The organism is Planktotalea arctica, from assembly GCF_002105285.1.
Lineage (GTDB): Bacteria > Pseudomonadota > Alphaproteobacteria > Rhodobacterales > Rhodobacteraceae > Planktotalea > Planktotalea arctica.
Map to the genome: position 1 here is coordinate 1 of NZ_MUHR01000012.1, position 20,278 is coordinate 20,278.

Annotated in this window: 19 protein-coding genes; 7 read left to right on the plus strand and 12 right to left on the minus strand. The window is 57.4% G+C overall.

Annotated elements, in window-relative coordinates; genetic code table 11:
• Nucleotides 1–491 precede the first annotated feature (491 nt).
• The 6 genes from B9P63_RS12425 to mnhG are packed head-to-tail and all read left to right on the plus strand — an operon-like array spanning nt 492 to nt 6,451.
• Nucleotides 492–3,371 (plus strand): monovalent cation/H+ antiporter subunit A, encoded by a 2,880-nt coding sequence (locus B9P63_RS12425; RefSeq protein ID WP_085309281.1) that lies wholly within the window; start codon nt 492–494, stop codon nt 3,369–3,371.
• 1 nt (nt 3,372) lies between these two features.
• Nucleotides 3,373–3,747 (plus strand): Na+/H+ antiporter subunit C, encoded by a 375-nt coding sequence (locus B9P63_RS12430; protein WP_085309283.1) that lies wholly within the window; start codon nt 3,373–3,375, stop codon nt 3,745–3,747.
• Nucleotides 3,744–5,285, plus strand: coding sequence for a monovalent cation/H+ antiporter subunit D (locus tag B9P63_RS12435; protein WP_085309285.1), 1,542 nt, complete (start codon nt 3,744–3,746; stop codon nt 5,283–5,285). Before B9P63_RS12430 ends, B9P63_RS12435 begins: the two co-directional genes overlap by 4 nt.
• A 4-nt stretch (nt 5,286–5,289) precedes the next feature.
• Entirely contained in the window at nt 5,290–5,790 is a 501-nt protein-coding gene (locus B9P63_RS12440) for a Na+/H+ antiporter subunit E (protein ID WP_085309567.1), read from the plus strand.
• Complete coding sequence (locus tag B9P63_RS12445; RefSeq protein WP_085309287.1) at nt 5,787–6,074, plus strand: K+/H+ antiporter subunit F; 288 nt, start codon at nt 5,787–5,789, stop codon at nt 6,072–6,074. Before B9P63_RS12440 ends, B9P63_RS12445 begins: the two co-directional genes overlap by 4 nt.
• Nucleotides 6,071–6,451 carry a monovalent cation/H(+) antiporter subunit G gene (mnhG, locus tag B9P63_RS12450; protein ID WP_085309289.1) on the plus strand — a complete coding sequence of 127 codons (381 nt, stop codon included), beginning with the start codon at nt 6,071–6,073 and terminating at the stop codon, nt 6,449–6,451. Before B9P63_RS12445 ends, mnhG begins: the two co-directional genes overlap by 4 nt.
• Here mnhG and B9P63_RS12455 read toward each other — a convergent pair.
• The 11 genes from B9P63_RS12455 to B9P63_RS12505 form a co-directional block, all read right to left on the minus strand.
• Nucleotides 6,448–7,554, minus strand: a complete 1,107-nt coding sequence (locus B9P63_RS12455) for an alpha-hydroxy acid oxidase (protein ID WP_085309291.1) — start codon at nt 7,552–7,554, stop codon at nt 6,448–6,450. The two genes, mnhG and B9P63_RS12455, sit on opposite strands and share 4 nt — an antisense overlap.
• Entirely contained in the window at nt 7,554–8,108 is a 555-nt protein-coding gene (gene comE / locus B9P63_RS12460) for a sulfopyruvate decarboxylase subunit beta (RefSeq protein ID WP_085309293.1), read from the minus strand. Before comE ends, B9P63_RS12455 begins: the two co-directional genes overlap by 1 nt.
• Complete coding sequence (gene comD / locus B9P63_RS12465) at nt 8,105–8,611, minus strand: sulfopyruvate decarboxylase subunit alpha (protein ID WP_085309295.1); 507 nt, start codon at nt 8,609–8,611, stop codon at nt 8,105–8,107. The genes comE and comD overlap by 4 nt, the downstream gene beginning before the upstream one ends.
• A gap of 54 nt (nt 8,612–8,665) precedes the next feature.
• Nucleotides 8,666–9,079: a universal stress protein gene (locus B9P63_RS12470; RefSeq protein ID WP_085309297.1), complete on the minus strand. Its 414-nt coding sequence runs from the start codon at nt 9,077–9,079 to the stop codon at nt 8,666–8,668.
• Between the two features lie 13 nt (nt 9,080–9,092).
• Nucleotides 9,093–10,076, minus strand: a complete 984-nt coding sequence (locus B9P63_RS12475) for an alcohol dehydrogenase catalytic domain-containing protein (protein ID WP_085309299.1) — start codon at nt 10,074–10,076, stop codon at nt 9,093–9,095.
• Nucleotides 10,073–10,834, minus strand: a complete 762-nt coding sequence (locus B9P63_RS12480; RefSeq protein ID WP_085309301.1) for an SDR family NAD(P)-dependent oxidoreductase — start codon at nt 10,832–10,834, stop codon at nt 10,073–10,075. The genes B9P63_RS12475 and B9P63_RS12480 overlap by 4 nt, the downstream gene beginning before the upstream one ends.
• Before the next feature lie 9 nt (nt 10,835–10,843).
• Nucleotides 10,844–12,151, minus strand: coding sequence for a histidinol dehydrogenase (hisD, locus tag B9P63_RS12485; protein ID WP_085309303.1), 1,308 nt, complete (start codon nt 12,149–12,151; stop codon nt 10,844–10,846).
• Between the two features lie 11 nt (nt 12,152–12,162).
• Entirely contained in the window at nt 12,163–13,491 is a 1,329-nt protein-coding gene (locus B9P63_RS12490) for a TRAP transporter large permease (protein WP_085309305.1), read from the minus strand.
• A 12-nt stretch (nt 13,492–13,503) separates the two neighbouring features.
• Complete coding sequence (locus tag B9P63_RS12495; RefSeq protein ID WP_085309569.1) at nt 13,504–14,016, minus strand: TRAP transporter small permease; 513 nt, start codon at nt 14,014–14,016, stop codon at nt 13,504–13,506.
• Between the two features lie 124 nt (nt 14,017–14,140).
• Entirely contained in the window at nt 14,141–15,289 is a 1,149-nt protein-coding gene (locus B9P63_RS12500) for a TRAP transporter substrate-binding protein (RefSeq protein WP_085309307.1), read from the minus strand.
• Nucleotides 15,290–15,322: 33 nt separating this feature from the next.
• Nucleotides 15,323–15,508 carry a hypothetical protein gene (locus B9P63_RS12505; RefSeq protein WP_085309309.1) on the minus strand — a complete coding sequence of 62 codons (186 nt, stop codon included), beginning with the start codon at nt 15,506–15,508 and terminating at the stop codon, nt 15,323–15,325.
• Nucleotides 15,509–15,649: 141 nt separating this feature from the next.
• Here B9P63_RS12505 and B9P63_RS12510 point away from each other — a divergent pair, with 141 nt between their 5' ends.
• Nucleotides 15,650–16,675, plus strand: coding sequence for a LacI family DNA-binding transcriptional regulator (locus B9P63_RS12510; RefSeq protein WP_085309571.1), 1,026 nt, complete (start codon nt 15,650–15,652; stop codon nt 16,673–16,675).
• On the opposite strand, the gene B9P63_RS12515 is transcribed toward B9P63_RS12510, so the two are convergent.
• The gene (locus B9P63_RS12515) at nt 16,636–20,265 is read right to left on the minus strand and encodes an ATP-binding protein (protein ID WP_085309311.1); all 3,630 of its coding nucleotides are present in this window, start codon (nt 20,263–20,265) and stop codon (nt 16,636–16,638) included. The genes B9P63_RS12510 and B9P63_RS12515 overlap by 40 nt on opposite strands.
• Between the last annotated feature and the right edge of the window lie 13 nt (nt 20,266–20,278).

A 20,278-nucleotide genomic window follows, 5' to 3' on the forward strand; every position in this document is an offset into this window, starting at 1 on the left:
CAGCTCCACAGCTCCACAGCCCAAGAGTAGCAGCTAGGGGGCCGCACAGTAAAACGGCAAGCCCGAGATCGGCTATGTGGTATGTGGGGAAGACAACACGAATACTAATCCTCCCAAAACAAGCGGCATGCCCAGCAAGCCAAATCTCACGACTTGCAACAAGCTCAGCACGCGTGAGGACAGTCTGTCTGATCCATTAGCGATCGAATTGGGAGCCAAATAGTGCTTTGGACAAACCCAAAAACGAAGTTTAACGCCTTGCATGTTGAAGCCAGGCTTCGGCATTAATTTTTCGAAGAAAACCGAAATTCGCACGGAAAATCAATCAGGCTCACTTACAATTTGCCGTCGGCCAACGCATATGGGAGAGCAAGTCCGACAGTAAAAACGAGCTGGCGCGAGATTTTTGACTGAAATTGTCGATTACTCTTGAGATTTCGCCTGTCCAGTGCAGTTTAGACGTCACATTCTTAACCGGATCAGGAGCTCGCGTGTCACTCTTTTTTATCGTCGCCTTGCCGTTCTTCGGTGCTCTTTTGCCCGGTTTAATGAATTCTGCAGGTCGATCGGCCTGCGCGGGGGTGACCTTTTCGGTTTCCCTTGCTGCATTCGTCGGACTGCTTAGTCATTTGCCGACAATTTTGGCGGGCGATGTCGTGATGGCGCGTGTGGATTGGATGCCTGCGCTGGGCCTTAATTTCACCCTGATGCTGGACGGGCTTGGCTTTTTCTTCGCTCTTTTGATCCTTGGTATCGGCCTTTTGATCATCGCCTATGCGCGCCAGTACCTTAGCCGCGACGACAATATGGGGCAGTTTTTTACCTACCTGCTGCTGTTTCAAGGTGCGATGGTTGGAATTGTTCTAAGCGATAACATTTTGCTTTTGCTGGTTTTCTGGGAGTTGACGTCGCTATCGTCCTTCCTTTTGATCGGGTATTGGAAGCATCTGCCAGAGGGGCGACAAGGCGCGCGCATGGCGTTGACGGTCACGGGTATGGGCGGACTTGCGATGATCGGCGGCATGCTGATCCTTGGCCAGATCGCCGGAAGCTACGATTTAAGCGTGATCCTGCAAAACCGCGATCTCATCCAGGCCGACCCGCTCTATGTACCTGCATTGATCCTGATCCTGCTCGGATGTTTCACCAAATCGGCGCAATTCCCGTTTCACTTCTGGCTGCCTCACGCGATGGCCGCGCCGACGCCTGTCTCGGCCTATCTGCACTCTGCCACGATGGTGAAGGCGGGGATTTTCCTGATGGCGCGCATGTGGCCTGTTTTGTCGGGCACGCCTGAATGGTTCGTAATCGTGACGACAGCGGGCTTGATTACCATGGTGCTTGGCGCGGTGATTGCGCTGTTCAAACATGATCTCAAGGCGCTGCTTGCCTTTTCCACGGTAAGCCATCTTGGCTTGATCACCATGCTTCTCGGCACCGGCACAGCCTTTGGTGCAATGGCCGCAATGTTTCATATTCTTAATCACGCGACGTTCAAGGCGGCGCTGTTTATGTCGGCGGGCATCATTGATCACGAGGCGCACACACGCGATATTCGCCGTCTTGGCGGGCTGCGAAAATTGATGCCAATCACCTTTATGATTGCATCTCTGGCAGCGTTATCGATGGCAGGTATTCCGTTGCTCAACGGTTTCCTTTCCAAGGAAATGATGTTGGAGGAAGCGACACAAACGGTCTTGTTCAACTCTCCTTGGTTGGTGCCTGCGCTGGCAACGTTTGGATCTCTCTTTTCCGCCGCTTACTGTTTCCGTCTGATCGGGCATGTCTTCCTTGGTCCGGTGCGCGACGATTATCCAGCCAAGCCTCATGATCCGGGCGCGGGCCTGTGGCTGCCTCCGGCCATTCTGGTCGTTCTGGTTGTTGTGATCGGGATTGCGCCTTTCCTTGCGGAACCCTTCGTCAAGTTGGTGACCGCTTCGGTGCTCGGCGATGCTGCCGAAGTGCCAAAGGCATATTTCAAGATCTGGCACGGCCTTGTTCCCGCGCTCTATATGTCCATGGTCGCTGTCGTCGGTGGTTTGATCATGCTGGCCATTTTCAAGCCGTCCTTGCGTGTTTGGGATGCCTTGCCGCGTCCGGAGGCAAAGGTGATTTTCGAAGCGATCGTGCATAGTGTCGCTATGTTGGCGCAAAAAGGAATTGGCGCAGTGCATAACGGCGCGTTTTCGCGTTACGCGGCCATCGGCGCGGTTGCGATCGTCGCTGCCGGATATCACGCTTGGGTCACGGGTACCGTCGGTGCCCCAACGCGCGAAGTGCAGGCCGCGAGCCCGGTCGCGATTGCGGGTTGGGCCATGCTGGTCGCTGCGGCCCTCGGAATGGTTCTATTGCACCGTAACCGCTTTTTGTCACTGATGTTGATCGGGATCGTCGGCCTTATGGTGTCGATCGGTTTCGTCTTCTTCAGTGCGCCTGATCTGGCGATGACGCAGTTCACTGTTGAGGTGGTCACGATCATTCTGCTTTTACTCGCGCTCAATTTCCTGCCCAACGACACGCCTGTAGAAAGCACGCTTTGGCATCGCACACGCGACAGCGTCGTTGCAGTGATCGGCGGTCTGGCCAGTTTTGCCCTCGCCTATCACTACCTTTTGCGCGATGCAGTCACGGCTCCGATTTCGCAGTTCCATCTGGCAAACTCTTACAAAGGCGGTGGCGGAACCAATGTGGTCAACGTGATCCTCGTCGATTTCCGCGGCTTTGACACCTACGGCGAGATCATCGTTTTGGGCATCGCAGCCTTGCTGATCTATGCGTTGACGGAAACCTTGCTCAACGGACCTGTACGCGCGCGTCTTTTGAACCGCAAACCTGATATGAAGCGCGCAGGTAATATGCACCCGATGATGATGGTTGTCCTGACGCGTGGCATCATGCCCTTCGTCCTGATGGTTGGCTTTTACATCTTCCTGCGCGGCCATAACGAGCCGGGCGGCGGGTTCATTGCCGGATTGATCGTGTCGATCGCGGTGGTGATGCAATATATGGCCAGTGGATTCGGCTGGGCCTCTGCACGTCTGCGTTATCCCTATCATGGCGTTATTGGCGCAGGTGTTTTGATCGCCGGACTGACGGGCATCGGATCGTGGTTCGTCGGCAAGCCTTTCCTGACCTCGGATTTCACCTACGTGCGCATTCCGCCGTTTGAGGAATTTGAACTGGCGACCGCGGCCTTGTTCGACCTGGGTGTTTTCCTGTCTGTCGTCGGGGCTGTGATGCTCTCGCTTGAGAGCTTTTCGCGGCTTGCGCGACGTGCCCATGTCGAGGATAGCGAACATCCGATGGATATAGATCCGTCACGTGAAAACACGCCGCAAGGTGACACCGCACCACTAAAAGAGGGAGTGTAGCATGGAACTGCTTGTTGCATCTGCCATTGGCATTTTGACTGCTGCCGGTCTGTATCTTTTGCTGCGTTTGCGCACATTTCCGGTCATTCTGGGGATTTCGCTGCTGACCTATGCGGTGAATGTGTTTCTCTTTGCTTCGGGGCGCTTGACGACTGGGGCACCGCCAATCCTGCGCGATGGGATTGACGTTTATGCAGATCCCTTGCCACAAGCGCTTGTCCTGACGGCGATCGTTATTTCCTTTGGTATGACGGCTGTTGTCGTGATGATCGCACTCGGGGCCTATCTGGGTTCGGACGACGATCATGTAGATGATCAACCCGATGATCCGGATGCCACCAGCGACAAAGCACCAGCGACGGAGAGCCGAACATGACCCACTGGATCATTGCGCCCGTCATTTTGCCTGCCTTGCTTGCACCGTTCATCGTGCTGGCTGCGCGCTATCACATCGGTATTCAACGTGCCTTTTCCGTGGCGGGCGTGCTTGCCCTTATCGGTATTGCTCTGAGCCTGGTCTTTCAGACCTCTGATGGTTCGGTTCTGCTGTATCAACTGGGCGATTGGGCTGCGCCATTTGGCATCGTTCTGGTCGGGGACAGGCTGTCGACGATGATGGTTCTGCTCACAGCGGTGCTTGCGCTTTTCGTGCTGCTTTACGCCATCGGTTCTGGCTGGGATGATCGGGGGCGGCATTTCCATGCGCTTTTTCAATTTCAGGTTATGGGCATCATGGGCGCATTCCTGACGGGTGATTTGTTCAACCTGTTCGTCTTCTTTGAAGTGTTGCTGATTGCATCCTACGGATTGATGATCCACGCGGGTGGCAACGCGCGGCTGCGCGCGGGCGTGCAATATGTGTTGTTCAATCTGATCGGCTCGACCTTGTTCCTGTTTGCGCTCGGTGCGATCTATGCAGAAACGGGCACGCTGAATATGGCGGACCTTGCCAATCGTGCAGCACTGATCGGTGCCGAAGAAACCGTCGGCATCCGCGTCGCTGCGGTTCTGTTGTTGCTGGTCTTCGCGATCAAGGCGGCGCTGGTGCCGCTGCATTTCTGGCTACCCTCGAGCTATGCCGAAGCGCCCGCGCCCGTGGCGGCGCTTTTTGCGATCATGACCAAGGTTGGCGCATATGCGATCATCCGTGTCTACACGATGATCTTCCCGCCCGATCTGGAGGTGACATCCGGATTGCATGAGGTCTGGCTTTTGCCTGCGGCTTTGATTTCCGTCGCCGTTGGCATGACGGGTGTTTTGGGGGCTAAGCGATTGGATCGCCTTGTGGCGTTCTCGGTCATCGGATCAATGGGCATGGTGATGGTCGCGATTTCGCTCTTCACACCGCAAAGCATTGCAGCGGCGTTGTATTACATTGTGCACTCCACCCTTGCAGGTGCGGCATTGTTCCTGATCAGTGATCTCGTGCGCAGCGCTCGGGCGAACCTTGAGTTGACGCCGCAGCCACCTGTGGCCGGTGCGCCGTTGACGGCGGCGCTGTTCTTCGCAGGCGCGATAGCGATGGCAGGCCTGCCGCCGCTTTCGGGCTTTCTAGGGAAATTGCTGGTTCTGGACGCGGCCTACTCATCGCCCTTCATGGTCTGGATTTGGGCAATCGTGCTGACCTCCAGTCTGGTCAGCATTTTGGGCTTTGCGCGTGCAGGCAGTATCCTTTTTTGGAAGGCGCATGGCGCTTCACCTGTGCCAGGCGCAGCTGAAGCCAAGCGTCCTGCCACCTTGTCCTACATTGCTGTTGGTGGATTGATTGCGCTGCTTGCGGCCCACACGGTCTTTGCCGGATTTGTCCATGGTTACACAACAACCATGGCCGCGCAGTTGTTCGCTCCCGAGCCATATGTGTCGACGGTGATCGACACGCCCGGTAAACTCAGCAAGCCAAAGGGGGATCACTGACATGATGCGCACCGTTTTCTATTGGTTCTTGCCGCACCCCTATCTTACCCTGCTTTTGGCTGTGGTCTGGATTCTGCTACAGAATGAATTTTCTGCTGGGATGGCTGTTTTTGGTGTGATCCTCGGCATCATCATTCCGTGGAGCACTTCGGTTTGGTGGCCCGATCGCCCGAAAGGGTTCCGCTTGGGCAAGATGCTGTCCTACAGCCTTGTCGTCGTGTGGGACATTGTCATTGCGAATGTAGAGGTTGCATGGATTGTGTTGACCGTCCCCAATGCCAAGCTCAAGCCGGCGTGGATTGTCGTGCCCCTTGATTTGCTCGAGCCGGAGGCGATTACGATGTTGGCCGGGACGATCACCTTGACGCCCGGCACCGTGTCGGCTGATCTGTCTGACGAAGGCCACAACCTTTTGGTACATGTGCTGCACACGGATGACCCGGATGCTGTGCGCGACGAGATCAAGACACGCTACGAGCGCCGCCTGAAGGAGATATTCTCATGATATCAGCCACTTCACTTTTAGATGTCGCGATAACTGTTGCATTTGTCACGCTCGCGCTTGGCCAACTCCTGTCGATGGCGCGCCTTGTGATCGGTCCAACGACGGGGGATCGTATTCTGGCCCTTGATACAATGGTCATTAACGCGCTTGGCCTTGTAGTGCTGCTTGGCATCCATCAGGGCGTGCAAATCTATTTCGAAGTCTCTTTGCTGATCGCAATGCTGGGCTTCGTCTCAACGGTCGCTTTGGCGCGCTTCATCCTGAGGGGGGACATCATCGAATGAGTGCAGAAATTATCGGTACATATGCGACGGCGGCCTTTTTGTTGATCGGTGCTTTCTTCGTTGCCGTGGGCGTCATCGGTCTGTTGAAATTCAAAGACCCGATGACCCGTCTTCACGCCCCGACAAAAGTCGGCACAGTTGGGATCGGCATGTTGCTTTTGGCTTCGATGACCCATTCCTTCATGCTCGCAGAGACCTCCGTGCATGAGCTTTTGATTATGGGTTTCCTGTTCGTCACTGCACCGATTTCGGCAAATTTCATTGCCAAAGTGAACATTCACAAAGGCGTGTGCGAAACACCCCCCAAGCCATCGCAGGATGATACCTGGTCGACGTTGAAATCACCCGACGAAGATCCCGAACCAGGCTCTGCTTAAACGCGTTGCGGGGGCAATTGGGTCAGCCCCGTTTGCGCCATAGCAATGCTTAGCTCGTCGCTTAGAACGTCCCAAAGCCGCTCAAGGCCCGCTTCGCCGGCTGCGGCGATGGCGAACTGCAGGATTCGCCCAAAAAAGACGTAATCGGCGCCCGCGTGCAGTGCTTTGAGCACGTCCTCGCCCGAGCGCAGTCCACTGTCGAAAAAGATCGGATAATCTGGCCCGAGCGCTGCGCGCATGGCCGGCAGCAGGCTAAAGGGTGAGGGCGCGCTTTCAAGTTGGCGCGCACCGTGGCTGGAGACCTGAATCGCGTCCACGCCCGCTGCTTGCAGTGCGAGCGCGTCCTCGACATCGAGCACGCCTTTGACCACCAGATTGCCGCGCCACGCGTCGCGCAGGCGTTTGAGCGTATCCCAATCAGCGCGCGCGCGGCTTTCGGTGCGATCGAAAGCATAGCCCTCCATTTCAAAATTTGCCATTTGCGGTTTGCCTGCGAAGAGGGCCGATAAAGACCAATGAGGATGCAGCGCAAAGTCGATGAATTGCTTCGGACCGATGCGAAACGGCATTTTGAAACCGTGGCGTAATTCGCGTGGGCGGCGCCCCACTTCGGGCACATCAGCGGTGAGAACCAGTGTCTCGTAGCCCGCCGCTTTTGCGCGCTCGACCAGCTTGAAAGTGCCAGTGCCATCACCGCTGAAATAAAGCTGGAACCACGCGTGTCCGTCGGCCACTTCGATTATCTTCTCCATCGGGGTCGAGGCTACGGTAGAGACGCCGTGCGGCACTTGGTACTTTGCGGCAAGGCGCGCCAGCATCAAATCGGCGCCGGGGCCAGAGAGGTTGCACATGCCCATGGGCGCGATGCCGAACGGGCGCTGCGCGGGTTGCCCAAAGAGGCTTGCGCCAAGCGCGCGCTCGCTCACATTGTGCAGAATACGGGGGCGCAGCGTCGTCGCGTCCATAGCGGCGCGATTGCGCATCGCACCAGTTTCTTCGCCCGCAGCGCCGTCGATATAGTCAAAGATCATCCAAGGCAGGCGTTTCTTGGCAAGCCGCCGCGCATCACTCGCAGAGTGGATATGCGCGGCGGCCCTGGTCATCAGGACGCGACGGCGGTCATGAAGCGGTGCTTGATCACCACGGGATCCATCGTGATTACAGGCAGCTTGATGTTGCCGCTGTCGCATTTGCACACGATTACGGTCATCTTCTTGCTATCGATCGCGCCTTGCAAAACAGGCCCGAGGTCCTTGTCTTGCACTTCGATCACGTTCTCGCAGCCACAGGCTTTTGCAACGGCCGTCAGTGAGGTTTTCATGCCGGCATAGGTCGGCTGATCGCCCGTAGAGCCGTAAGAGCCATTGTCGATGATCAGCAAAATGTAGTTATCGGCCACATTGTTGGCGATTGTCGGCAGCGTGCCAAGGTTCGTAAGAACCGAGCCGTCACCGTCGATGGAGATCACGGTTTTATCTTGCGACAAGGCAAGGCCGAGACCGATGGAGGACGACAGGCCCATGGTGCCGAGCATGTAGAAATTTGTGGGCTGGTCGTCGATCATATGCAGCTCTTGGCTGGGCAGACCGATGTTGCAGACCACGAGCTGATCACGGATGATCGGGGCGATTTCTTTCAGGATTTCAGATCTGATCATTGGTCCCCGTAGCCTCCCCAGAAGTTAGCGTCGGTCAGGATCGCGACTGGCTTGTTGCACATGAATGTGTATTTCAGGATCGCGTCGAACTCTTCCACATCGGACTGGTGGTGGAAGTGGTAGGTCGGGATTTTCATCTCGTCCAGCAGCGCCTTGGTGTGCACGGCCATTTCGACCTGACAAGCCACAGGTTCGCGCAGCTCGCCGCGATAGGAAATCAGCATCGGCAAGGGCATGCGGTAATACTGGATTAATGTCGCAAGCGTGTTGATCGTGACACCAATGGCTGTGTTCTGCATGATGATCGCAGGACGTTTGCCGCCCATATGCGCGCCCGCGCACAGGCCCATGCCCTCGTCTTCCTTGTTGGACGGGATGTGGAAAATTTCGTCGCGCGCGTCGATTTCTTCGATCACACCGGCCAACTGCTTGCAGGGCACGGTGGTGACGAAGGAAACGTTGTTGGCGACAAGATCATCGGTGATCTTCTTGTCGATATTCATGTCGATGGGGCCTTTCAGGTTTTGCGCATATGCGCGTGGTTCGGGAAACTGGGGTTATGTGTTGGTGCGGTGAACATGTACCGCGCAGCCCGCATGGCGCACGACGCGCGCAGAGGTGGAGCCGAGAAAATAGTCGCTCAATCCGGGCTTGTGCGATCCGATAACGATGCAATCGATGCTGTTTGCAGAGGCGTAGTCAAGGATCGCGCGTGCGCTGTGGCCTGTTACAATCTCGCGCTTGACGCCGTCGATTTCGGCCAGCTTGTCACTCAAGAGCGCGCGTGATCTCTCGAAGCCGGCTTTGATCGTGGCCTCGTCAAGATAGGCGGTGACGGAGCCTTGGGGCGCTTCGTGCACATGCAGCGCAATGATGTCGCCGCCCTTCGCGCAAAGCGCGCGCGCGATTTCGAGCGTTTGCTGTGATAGCCCGTGATCGAGCGCCATGGGAACAAGGATTTTAGCGTACATCAAAGCGTCTCCGTCATATCTGCCAAGGATCAAGAATGATTTTCGGTGCCGCGACCTTGCCCGCGCGCAGATCGGCGAAGGCGCTTTGCCCATCCGCAAGCGCGCGCGTTTCAGTCCAGTCCAGCGCGCCGAGGCGGCCATCAAAGATTGCTGCCGCCGCGTCGCGAAAATCCTGTGCGGTATAGGTGTAGGTGCCGATAAAGGTGATCTCCTGCAAGGTCATGCGCCGCACGTCCAGCCCGCCTTCGTCCTCGCCAAGGCCTACATGGGCGACAACGCCGCCTGCCGCCGCTCTTGCGGAAGCGGCGGCGCGTGTGGCGGCATATCCGACCGCGTCGATCACTATGGGGTAGTCGCCGCTGGCTTCTTCAATAGCGTTCTGGCCACAGGTCTTGATCAGATAGCCGCGCCGCGCCGTGTTCGGCTCGGCAATCGTCACATCCTGCGCGCCCATCGCGTTTAGCGCCAGCGCCGCCGCCAATCCGATCGCGCCGCCGCCGATCACCAGCGCGCGTTTTTCCATGCTCGGGTGAAGTGCTTCAAGCGCGAGGCGCACAGCGTGCCAACTTACTGCAAGCGGCTCTGCCAATGCGGCCTTTGCAAGTGGAACGTCGTGCGGCACCGTCACCAGATTGCTGGCGGGCATCGCAATATACTGCGCGAACGCCCCCTCGCGCGGCATCATCGAGATGATTTGACGCTTGGGGCACAGGTTCTCGCGGCCTCCTGCGCACGCGGGGCACGCCATGCACGTGACCAAAGGATTGACCGTAACGCGGCGGCCATCCATGTCGCCGCCAACGATAACGCCTGCCGCTTCGTGCCCAAGGATCAGAGGCGCAGGACGGCGCGCATCGTGACCAAGGTAGGCGTGCATGTCAGAGCCGCAAATCCCTACCGCATCGACGCGGATCAGATGTTCGCCCGAAGCTGCAACTGCATCAGGCACATCGCGATATCCCAGCGTTTCCACGCCATCATAAACCAGTGCTTTCATTTGGCGGTGAACCCCCCGTCGACCATCAGGACTTGCCCCGTCACATAGCTTGATGCCTCCGAGCACAGGAATAGCAAGGGGCCGTCCATATCTTCCATGCGGCCATTGCGCCCCGCGCAGGTCTGGGCCGCGTTGCGCGCGGCGCGCTCGGGGTTATCGAAAACCGCCGCCGTCAGCTCTGTCGGAAAAAAGCCCGGGCCGATTGCATTTGCTGTGATGCCGCCCTGCGACCACGCTTCCGCCATGGCGCGTGTCAGTTGTGCGATCCCACCTTTGCTTGCCCCGTAGGCAATGCCGCCGGGAAAGGCGCGGGTCGTTTGCAACGAGGCGAAATTGACGATCCGCCCCCAGCCTTTGGCTTTCATCGCGGGCACCATGGCCTGCGAGATAAAGAACGGCGCAGAAAGATTGAGCGCGAGGGTTTTGTCCCAGCCTTCTGGCGTTACATCATCCGCTGCTTCGCGGGTGTTCACGCCTGCCGCATGCACGAGGATATCAGGTGCACCGAAGGGCGCGCTTATCGCTTCTACCAGCGCAGGGATCGCGCTGCGATCTGCGACATCCGCGACCACACTGGCCATGGCATCGCCGATCTGATGCTGCAAGCTGTCCAACGCCTCTTGGCGACGTGCGACGCCAACGACCTGCGCGCCCGCATGGGCGAGGGTCATGGCCGCACGCCGACCGATACCTGAACTGGCACCGGTCACGCAAGCGACGCGCCCGCGTAGATCGAAAAGGTCGCGTGGATCGTTCATGTTCAGCCGTCAGCCGTCAGCCGTCAGATCGAAGGTCTCGTTCGGGAAATATTTTGCAAGGCGCACGTCCGCAGCGCGCGCGTGGCCCTCCATTCCTTCAAGGCGCGAGATGCGTGCCGTCGCTTGGGCGACGGCCTTGGAGCCTTCGCGCGTGGTGCGTTGCCATGTGACGATCTTCATGTATTTGTGCACCGAAAGGCCGCCCGTGTAGCTGGCCGCGCCGGAAGTTGGCAGAACATGGTTCGTGCCTGTCGCCTTGTCGCCGTAGGACACGGTGGTTTCCTCGCCCAGAAAGAGCGAGCCGTAGCACAGCAGATTGTCGAGCCACCAATCGAGGTCTTCCGCCTGAACCGTCAAGTGCTCTGGCGCATATTCGTCCGAACATTTCGCCATGTCCTCGCGGTTCTCGCAGAGGATGACTTCGGCGTAATCACGCCACGCGGCGAAGGCGTTCTCGCGGTTCACGTCGGGCAGATCGTCGATCAGGCCCGGCACCAGTTCCATCACCTTTTCGGCCAAAGCGCGATCATCTGTGATCAACCAAACGGGAGAGTTGTAGCCGTGCTCGGCCTGTGACACGAGGTCTGTCGCAACGATATGTGCATCAGCGGTTTTGTCGGCAAGGATCAAGCTGTCGGTTGGTCCAGCGATCATGTCGATGCCGACACGCCCGAACAGGATACGCTTGGCTTCGGCGACGAACTGATTGCCCGGGCCGACAAGGATATTGGCTTTGGGCAGGCCGAAGAGGCCAAATGTCATCGCCGCCACGCCTTGCACGCCGCCCATCGCGAGAATGTTGTCCGCGCCGCAAATATGCGCCGCATAGATTATCGCGGGGGCAACGCCGACGCCGGGGCGCGGGGGCGAGCAGGCTGTGATGCTGTGACAGCCCGCGACTTTGGCGGTGGTCACCGTCATGATCGCTGACGCGATGTGGCTATAGCGCCCGCCTGGCACATAGCAGCCAGCCGCATCCACGGGGATCGCCTTTTGACCTGCGATAAATCCGGGCGCGATTTCCATTTCCACATCCGTGAGCGTGGATTTCTGCGTTTCAGCAAAGCGGCGCACGTTGTCATGGGCAAAGCGAATGTCCGCTTTGAGCTTTTCTGGTACCAGCGCAATCGCTGCGTCGATGTCGTCTTGCGAGAGCAGAACACTGCCCTCGTAGCGATCGAACTTGGCGGCATATTCAAGCGCCTTTGCGTCGCCGCCCGCTTCGATGTCGGCCAGGATCGTCTTAACGGTCTCATGAACTTGAGACGCGTCAGAGCTCGACGTCAACGTCGCTTTCTTCAAATACTCACGGGGCATTGGCATTGGTCCTATTGGTAGATTTCTGGAAGGAGCGAGGTCGAGATCGCAGGGATATAGGCGATCATCAACACGACGATGAACATGCACAAGACGAAAGGAACGGCGCGTGCTGCGATCTTTAGAATGGATTCGCCGGTTATGCCTGAGACAACGAACAGGTTGAGGCCAAGGGGCGGCGTAATGAAGCCAACGCCGAGAGCCGTGATCATCATGATGCAGAACTGGATTTCGTTCATGCCGATGTTATCCGCCAGCGGCTTGAGGATCGGTGCAAGGATCACGATGTTGGGTGTCGTTTCCATTACACAGCCCGCGGCGATCAGAATGCCGATCATAAGCAGGATCAATATCCATGGCTCGTTGGTCAGCGACGTGATCGAGGTCACGAAACCTTGGGGCACACCCATGATCGCCAGCGCTTCGGCCAGCGGTGCTGAAAAGGCGATGATGGGTAGGATCACGCCGTTCACCTTGGCCGAGCTGAGCAGCATCGCAGGAAAATCCGCGAGTGACAGGGTTTTCATCATGAAGCCCATGATGATGGTGACGATGACGGCTGTCGCGCCTGCTTCGGTCGGTGTAAGGCGGCCCGAAAAGATACCGTAGAAGATGATGCCCGGCACGATGAACGCGTACCAACCCGATTTGAGCGAGCGCACCAGATTGGTGGCCCATTCCGCAAAGCTGAGATTGCCGCCACCCTCGTAGCCGTGGATGCGGTTGACGATAAGGTTGGTGATCAGGATCGACGCCAGAATGGAAAGGCCGGGGATCAGCGCCGCCAGAAACAGCGTTGAGGCGGATATACCCAGCACAAGGCCGATGATGATATAGGCGATGGAGGGCGGGATCAGGATGCCCGTACACGCACCTGCCGCGACCAGCGCGCAGGCATAGGGACGCGGATATCCGCTTTCCACGAGGCGCGCTATGGTCATGCGCCCGACCGCCGCTGCGCCCGCAGCGTCAGAGCCTGAAATCGCCGCGAACATACCGCAGACCAGCACGGTGGCAGAACCGAAACCGCCCTTGGCAAAGTTGGTCAGCGCTTCGGCCACGTCGAGAAACTTTCGCGACAATCCCGTGCGCACCAAAACGTCGCCCGTCAGGATGAACAGTGGGATCGCCGTCAGTGCAAAGGCGTCGATGCCGGAAAACAGGCTCTCGCCGACAAGGGATAGGGGCAGATCGCCCGACATCACCAGCATTAGGATGGCGCAGGCGCCGATCGCGGCCCAAACCGGCACGGCAAGCGCGATCAGGCCCACGAAAAGAATAACGGGCAGATAGAAATCCCAGCCCAGCTCGACCGTTTGATTTACAGTATTCCAAAGCATCTTAGGCGTTCCTTAATCAAACAATGTATCGCCCTGATAAACGGGGGTGCCGTTTTTCAGGTCACGCAGATCACGCATGAAAGATTGCAAAAGCCGCCATACGATCAGAGCAAACCCAAGCGGCACAGCCGTCAGGAACCAGACCATCGAGATGCGCAGCCCATGCGAGACTGACCCGAAATGGGCAGAGACCAAAACTGTCTCGAACGACCAATAAAGCGCCACGATGGCCACAAAAAACATCACCAGATCGCCAAACATATACATCAGCGCCTTGGGCCGTGGCCCAAGGTAGTGCATCAGCACGTCGATGCGAATGTGCGCGCGTTCCTTGACGGCGGCGGCGGCGCCGATCCATGCAAGATAGATGAACGAATAGCGCACAATCTCTTCACCCCAAATTGAGGAATAGGCAAAGACTTCACGGCGCAACACTTCGATAGCCATCGTGATCACCAGCATCACGTAGAACACCAACAAGAGCCAAAGTTCGGCGTTGCGGTCTATTCGACGGAGAAAATCCATAGGGTATCCAATCGCTTCGCGGCTGCGCTCCAACCAAGGGGGCGGCGGCAAAAAATTGTAAAATTCAAGGAAGGCGGCGAGATAGGATGCGGACGCCCTGCAGCAGGGGCATCCGCAATTTGGTTTAGGCGTCGTGGACGTAGTACTTGCCCTGCGTGCCAGCCGCCTCTTCCATCTTGGCGAAGGCGTCCATGGAACCGGCAAGCTCTGTCTTGAACTCGTCCCACTCCGGGCGCTGATAGCCGCCTGCTGCTTTCCACTCGCCCAGCTGATCTTCGCTCAGGGAATGGAATTCAACGCCGGCTTTCGCCAGTTCGGCCATTGCATAGGCCCGCGCGGATGGAACCTTGGACAGGTTCTGGTGGGCGGTCATTTCAGAGCCCCACATGATGCCTTCCTGAATATCGGCAGGCATAGAATTGAACCATTCGAGGTTACATGAGTAAACCTGAGAATCCGGTACGGCCTGCGTGAACGTTACATGGGACAGGATGTCCTTGAAGCCGAAGACGTAAAGCGCGCCCACGGAGGGATCGAGCGCGTCTGCAACGCCCTGCTTGATCGCGGAGGGTGTTTCGCCCCAAGCGACCGGCGTCGGGTTTGCGCCGACCATGCGGTAGTACTGTTGAAGCATCTTGGAGCCGGGCACACGGAACTTGACGCCGGACAGATCGGAGGGTGACAGAACGGCCCCTGCGCCGCCTTTACGCACCGCAACGACGCGCGGGTCGATGTTGACGTAAAACAGCGCCTTGAAGCCTGCGGCTTCAACTTTGGGATGTACTTCGGAGTTCCAGAAATCGGAATTCACGAGATTGGTGAAGCGCTGGTTGGAGCCACACAGATAGGGCATGTTGATCAGATCGACCGTGGAGGCGAAAGGTGCGAAGTTGGCAAGTGAATGCTGCGCTGCCTGAATCGTACCGCCTTGGACCTTCTGGACCAGATTGCCGCCGGATCCGAGCTGACCGCCCGGTGCGAGCTTGACGTAAACTTTGCCATTGGTCGCGTTCTGGATGTTCTCTTTGAGGTCGAGCTGCATAATTGGATAGCTGCGCGATGCACCAAGCACATAGGCCGTGCCAATGGTCATGATGTGCTCTGCCGCTTTCTCGCGGTCACGCTCTTCATTGGCGGTCTGCGCTGCAGCTTCGGTTGAAAATAACATCCCGCTCGCGCCGGCGACCAGAGCTGCGGTAAAGCCGCCCGTCGTTGCCAGCTTCAGGAAATTACGGCGTTCAACCGACGCAATCTGTGTTTTCTCTTCGTTCATTTGGTTTCCTCCCGGTAGACCATTGGTAGTCAATCAGCTGCCGTTTTTTTCTTTTCGGTCAGCTTCTTTTTGTAAAATAGCGACGACGAACAGGATCGAGGCCGCGAACAGAACCAGCATTTCGCCGACGTCCCCCAAAACTGCCGCTTGTGCAAAAGCACCCAAAGCGACGTTCGTGAAGTAAAGAACGAATACGATGATAGAAGCGACAAGATACATAAAGCGCCCTCCCAAACGGTTTGCTATCGCCTCAGTGTAAGCGCTTACACCGATTCTTTGCAAGGGCTTACATTTTCCTTCGCTTATTGTGCCGACAGGTCTATGATAACAGAGGATAAACGGGGAGCGAGCAGGGCAGATATGACTTCAGATCGCGCCAATCCAACATTGCAAGACGTCGCAAAAGCTGCTGGCGTGTCGACGGCGACAGTCTCGCGCTGTTTGAACTCGCCTGGCGTTGTTGTGCAGGATACGCGCACCCGTGTGATGGAGGCGGTCGAGCGGCTGGGCTACACGCCCAACTTTGGTGCACGCGCCATGGCGGCCAAGCGTACCTTCACGATCGGCGCGATCATTCCGACCATGGACAACGCGATTTTTGCCAGAGGCTTGCAGGCCTTTCAGGAGGAACTGCACACGCGTGGCTATACATTGCTGGTGTCCAGCAGCGCCTACCGGCAGGACGTCGAGGACGAGCAAATTCGCGCCCTTGTCGCGCGCGGTGCGGACGGGCTTTTGTTGATTGGCTACGAGCGTGCGCCCTCTGTTTACGAGTATCTGGCGCGCAGAAACGTGCCTGTGCTGATCGCTTGGGCCTATTCGGCGGGGAAACCCCAGCCCGCGATCGGCTTTGATAATCGTGCCGCCATGCGCAGTTTGACACGCGAAGTGCTGAAATGCGGGCATCGCAGTATTGGTGTCATTTCGGCGATGACCAAAGGCAACGATCGCGCACTCGAACGGGTCCACGGCATCACCGAAGCCGTCACAGAAGCCGGGTTGGACCCTGCCGATCTGGACATCATCGAAACCCCCTACGAGATCGAAAATGGCCAAGCGGCCTTTGACACGCTCATGCAGCGCGGGGCGAAAAAGACTGCAATCATGTGCGTCAACGATGTTCTAGCCGTCGGCGCGCTGCTTCGTGCGCGCGAGCGAGGGCTGCGCGTGCCCGAGGACATCTCGATCACAGGTTTCGATGATATCGAACTGGCGCGTATCGTGTCGCCCGGTCTCACAACAGTGCATGTGCCGCACCGCGAAATGGGCCGCAAGGCTGCGATCGAACTTGTGCAAATGGTTGAACGCAAAAGTGTCGGGGTTTCGCTCGAGCTGCAAAGCTCGCTTCAAATGCGCGGCTCGCTCGGGCCTGCGAGCAAGAGGTGATGCTGGGCATGCGCGCGCGCTTTTTGCGCTTCACTTTCAAAGTATCTCTCGCCTGAAAGACGCACATGTTCATCCAGGTCATCTAGCGTCGCTAGAGCATCCTGATAAGCTCCATTGCGTATTTGCGCCTCTGCGATCCAGGTTTGCGCATAGGGGCGCGCCAGAACCATACCCGAGCCAAGATAGTCCTGAAGGTTCGTTTGCATCAAGGCCAGCGCAGCCGGATCACCGGATAAATCGGCGACGCGCGCAAGTTGCAGCTGCGCTTGTGATTGCCATTGAGGAAAGCCCATTTCTTCGGCCCCTTTCAAGGCCTGCTCCGCATGATGTTTCGCATCGCTCAATTGATCGAGAAACAGGCATTTGGTCGCGCTGAAGACATGTGCAAAAACCAGGCTCAGGCCGTTGTCATTCGCACGCGCCATTTTGAGAGCGTGCTGCGTTGCGCGCGTAGCCTGCGCTTCGAGGCCGAGCAAGGCGTAGATCCAACCGAGGAAGCTATGGCTGGTCAGTCCCAAATCCATGCCAAAGCGCATCTGAAGCTCGTCTTTGATATCGTCCGAATAGACCTCTAATGCGGCTTCCAGATGGGTGCGGGCTAGCTGTAAATCGCCGCGATAGGCATGGCTCACACCCAGCATGTAATGCTCGACCATATTAGCGGCGGGGCTGTTCAGGCGTTCAAATGCGGGCCTCAGCGATGTTACGGTTTCAAGGCACCGGTCCAGCTTTGCAACCATCAAATCGATGCTCCAATGGCCCCAGCTTGCATTTATCAGTTCGCCGGTATCGCCAAGCTCTGTGCTTAGCCTTTGCGCGTTTATATAAAATTCGTTGATATCAACGGTTGGCATGCCTTTGAGCGCGATCATCTGGGCGACGATTTTTCTGTTCAAAGTAAGCTGGGTTCTAAGATGCTTGCTCTGAAGGGAAAGGCGCTCGGTCATTGCGATGGCCTCACGGTATTCTGAAATCGCTTCTGCGAAGGCGGATACGCGTGCGGCCCGATCCCCTGATCGCTCAAAGTAGTGCGCGGCCTCGGCGTGCATGCCTGCAGTTCGATAGTGCCGCGCAACTTCGGAAAAGCGCGCCTGATCTACCTCTTCGAGCAAGGTTTGGGCCGCCGCTGCATGCAGCTTCGAACGCGCCCGTTTCGGAATGGTCGCATAGATCGCTTCGCCGATAAGCGCGTGCCTGAAAATATAGGAAGTTTCGCTTAGCCGGGTTGTGGCAAAGAGAATGTCGTCATCAACCAAGCGCTCGAACAATGCGCTCTGTGCTTTTGCCGGTTCGAGCATGCGGACCAATTGCGCGTTGGTGAAGCGGCGTCCGAAAACAGAGGCGTATTGCAACATTTGTATCGCCCCCGGCACCGCATCGACACGCGACAACAAGAACGGCAACAACCGCGCCGGAGTTTCCACCCAGTCGGCGGACGTGGCGTGTTCCGTTTTTGCTGTGGTGGGCAAGCCCGGCGCTTGCGCCTGTAAACTGTTAAAGACGATCGACTTTGCAAATTCCTCCAGAACCAGCGGATTGCCCTCGGCGCGCTGCACCACGTCCTCGATCGTCTTGCCGGACACCTGTGCGCTTGCAAGCAACCCTTTCAGCAGCACTTTGGCGTTGTGCCGGGGCAGGGGGTCTAGCACGATCCGCTGCGCGAGCGGATGTTGCGCGACGTCGGGCGCTTCGTCTTTGCGTGACAACACGAGCGCAAGGACGGGCACCGCGCCGAGCGTCTCGATCAGTCGTGTGAGCGCTTCGCAGCTTGTAGGGTCAAACCATTGGATGTCCTCGAAAATCATCAAGCACGGGCGTTTTGCAGTGCTCGCTTGCGCAGAGAAAATATTCAACGCCGCGTCTTTTGCCGCTTCAGATACATCTTTGTCATCAAGCTCTTGTGGCTCGATTATTTGCAGGAGCGATGCAAGATAGGGGGCTGCACCGCCAAGTTCGGGGCTGCGCTGCGCCAGCCAAGCCTCAAGTTCCGCCGCTGTGGCGCTGGGCGATGCAAAGGCACCGTTTTGCAACATCTGATCAAGGATCGGTGCAAACGTCGAATTACGATCGCTCCGGTTTCCTTGATACATCAGAAGATCAAACCCGAGCGCGACCGCGTGTTCAGCCACTTCTTGAGCCAACCTTGATTTGCCCTCGCCGGGATTGCCGGAGACGACGGCGACGCTGCCGACACCGGCTTTGGCCTGTGCAAGCAGGCCGAGCAGTTGATCCAACTGCGCGTCGCGGCCGACGAGGGCGTGTTTGCGCACGGGAAACACGATTTGCCTGTGTGGATCATCGATTTGGTTAGGCCCGGTCAGGACTGCGATGCTTGGATGGTGATCCAACGCTTGAAACCGGATCACCGGCGACAGCACGCTTTGCGCCTCTGAATCCGCAACGATTGCAGCAAAGGGCGCATAGCGCGCGATGTTCTCGGCAGATTTGACGACCGCGCCGGAGACTTTGATCATTGTCCCCGTGCCGCTTTGGGTTTCGGAGATCAGGGCTTGCCCGCAAGCCAATCCGATTTGAACGCGCGGCGCAGCGGGCGGGCCAGACGAGAGGTGTTCGATAATTTCACGCGCGGCGAATACCGCAGTGTCAGGGTCGGTATCATAGCCGATCGGATAGCCGAAACAGGCAACAAAATGATCGCCAAACGCTTGAAGTACAAAACCACTGCGTGCGCTGACCTTCGTTTTGATAAGCGCGATCATGTGCTCTGATGCGCTTTCAAAGTCCTCAGGATCGTCGATTTGCAGTCCTAGCTCGATGCTTAGAACACTGATGAACCGCCTTTGTTGCACCACAGGTGCCTTGCTGCTCGCTAGCGTCGATCGATTGATTGACGGGGCTGATACGTGCGAGTGGTTCTCTTCGAAAAGCTGAAGTGTTTCTTGCGAGACCTCTATATCGAGGTGGGTTTTCAAAGCGTCCTTGCAATATCCAAGCTGGCGCTGCGCCGCTGTGGTGTCACCGTTTCGCAGATACCCTGCGATCAAAGCACGATGTGCGGGCTCATATGTCGGGTCGATCCGGTAAAGTTGCTGCGAAATTTGCGCGATTGTGGGATGGTCCTGCTCTGCTAAAGCCTGTTGCAACGCGTTTTGTCCAAGCTGCAGAACCTGCGTTTCGAGGGCTTGGCGCGCCGCGCGAACCCAATCGGAAAAAGGCTGGCTGCGAATTCGGAAAGTGTCAAGAAAGGGTGCGGTATAAAGCGCCAGAAGCTCTACGGTTGCGGCGGGGGATATGCCCTCTGCGCTTTTGTCGCGCAGTTTCCATATGTCCACGTTCAGGCCGGTTTTTGCGATTTCGATCCGGTCCCCTTGCGCCACAATGAGGGCAGAGAAGTCTGCGCCAAGCGCTTTGCGCAGCACCGAAATTTCCTGACGTAAACTGGCGCGCGCTTGGTCTTCTGCACTGTAGGGCCAAAGCAGCGCGGCCAAGGCTTCGCGCGACACCGGCGCACCGCCGCGTTCGACAAGAAATGCCAACAACGCCTCGGACTTGCGCGTCGGAAGTTGTGCGAACTCTCTATCGGTTCGCGATAGGGTGGGGCCCCCGAAAAGATTGATCGATAGAGCCATAATATGGGCAGGT

What these genes read in the sequence shown, in the direction of transcription:
- B9P63_RS12430 (WP_085309283.1), top strand. Translation starts at nt 3,373, where the DNA reads ATGGAACTGCTTGTTGCATCTGCCATTGGCATTTTGACTGCTGCCGGT.
- B9P63_RS12435 (WP_085309285.1), top strand. Translation starts at nt 3,744, where the DNA reads ATGACCCACTGGATCATTGCGCCCGTCATTTTGCCTGCCTTGCTTGCA.
- B9P63_RS12440 (WP_085309567.1), top strand. Translation starts at nt 5,290, where the DNA reads ATGCGCACCGTTTTCTATTGGTTCTTGCCGCACCCCTATCTTACCCTG.
- B9P63_RS12445 (WP_085309287.1), top strand. Translation starts at nt 5,787, where the DNA reads ATGATATCAGCCACTTCACTTTTAGATGTCGCGATAACTGTTGCATTT.
- mnhG (WP_085309289.1), top strand. Translation starts at nt 6,071, where the DNA reads ATGAGTGCAGAAATTATCGGTACATATGCGACGGCGGCCTTTTTGTTG.
- B9P63_RS12455 (WP_085309291.1), bottom strand. Translation starts at nt 7,554, where the DNA reads ATGACCAGGGCCGCCGCGCATATCCACTCTGCGAGTGATGCGCGGCGG.
- comE (WP_085309293.1), bottom strand. Translation starts at nt 8,108, where the DNA reads ATGATCAGATCTGAAATCCTGAAAGAAATCGCCCCGATCATCCGTGAT.
- comD (WP_085309295.1), bottom strand. Translation starts at nt 8,611, where the DNA reads ATGAATATCGACAAGAAGATCACCGATGATCTTGTCGCCAACAACGTT.
- B9P63_RS12470 (WP_085309297.1), bottom strand. Translation starts at nt 9,079, where the DNA reads ATGTACGCTAAAATCCTTGTTCCCATGGCGCTCGATCACGGGCTATCA.
- B9P63_RS12475 (WP_085309299.1), bottom strand. Translation starts at nt 10,076, where the DNA reads ATGAAAGCACTGGTTTATGATGGCGTGGAAACGCTGGGATATCGCGAT.
- B9P63_RS12480 (WP_085309301.1), bottom strand. Translation starts at nt 10,834, where the DNA reads ATGAACGATCCACGCGACCTTTTCGATCTACGCGGGCGCGTCGCTTGC.
- hisD (WP_085309303.1), bottom strand. Translation starts at nt 12,151, where the DNA reads ATGCCCCGTGAGTATTTGAAGAAAGCGACGTTGACGTCGAGCTCTGAC.
- B9P63_RS12490 (WP_085309305.1), bottom strand. Translation starts at nt 13,491, where the DNA reads ATGCTTTGGAATACTGTAAATCAAACGGTCGAGCTGGGCTGGGATTTC.
- B9P63_RS12495 (WP_085309569.1), bottom strand. Translation starts at nt 14,016, where the DNA reads ATGGATTTTCTCCGTCGAATAGACCGCAACGCCGAACTTTGGCTCTTG.
- B9P63_RS12500 (WP_085309307.1), bottom strand. Translation starts at nt 15,289, where the DNA reads ATGAACGAAGAGAAAACACAGATTGCGTCGGTTGAACGCCGTAATTTC.
- B9P63_RS12505 (WP_085309309.1), bottom strand. Translation starts at nt 15,508, where the DNA reads ATGTATCTTGTCGCTTCTATCATCGTATTCGTTCTTTACTTCACGAAC.
- B9P63_RS12510 (WP_085309571.1), top strand. Translation starts at nt 15,650, where the DNA reads ATGACTTCAGATCGCGCCAATCCAACATTGCAAGACGTCGCAAAAGCT.
- B9P63_RS12515 (WP_085309311.1), bottom strand. Translation starts at nt 20,265, where the DNA reads ATGGCTCTATCGATCAATCTTTTCGGGGGCCCCACCCTATCGCGAACC.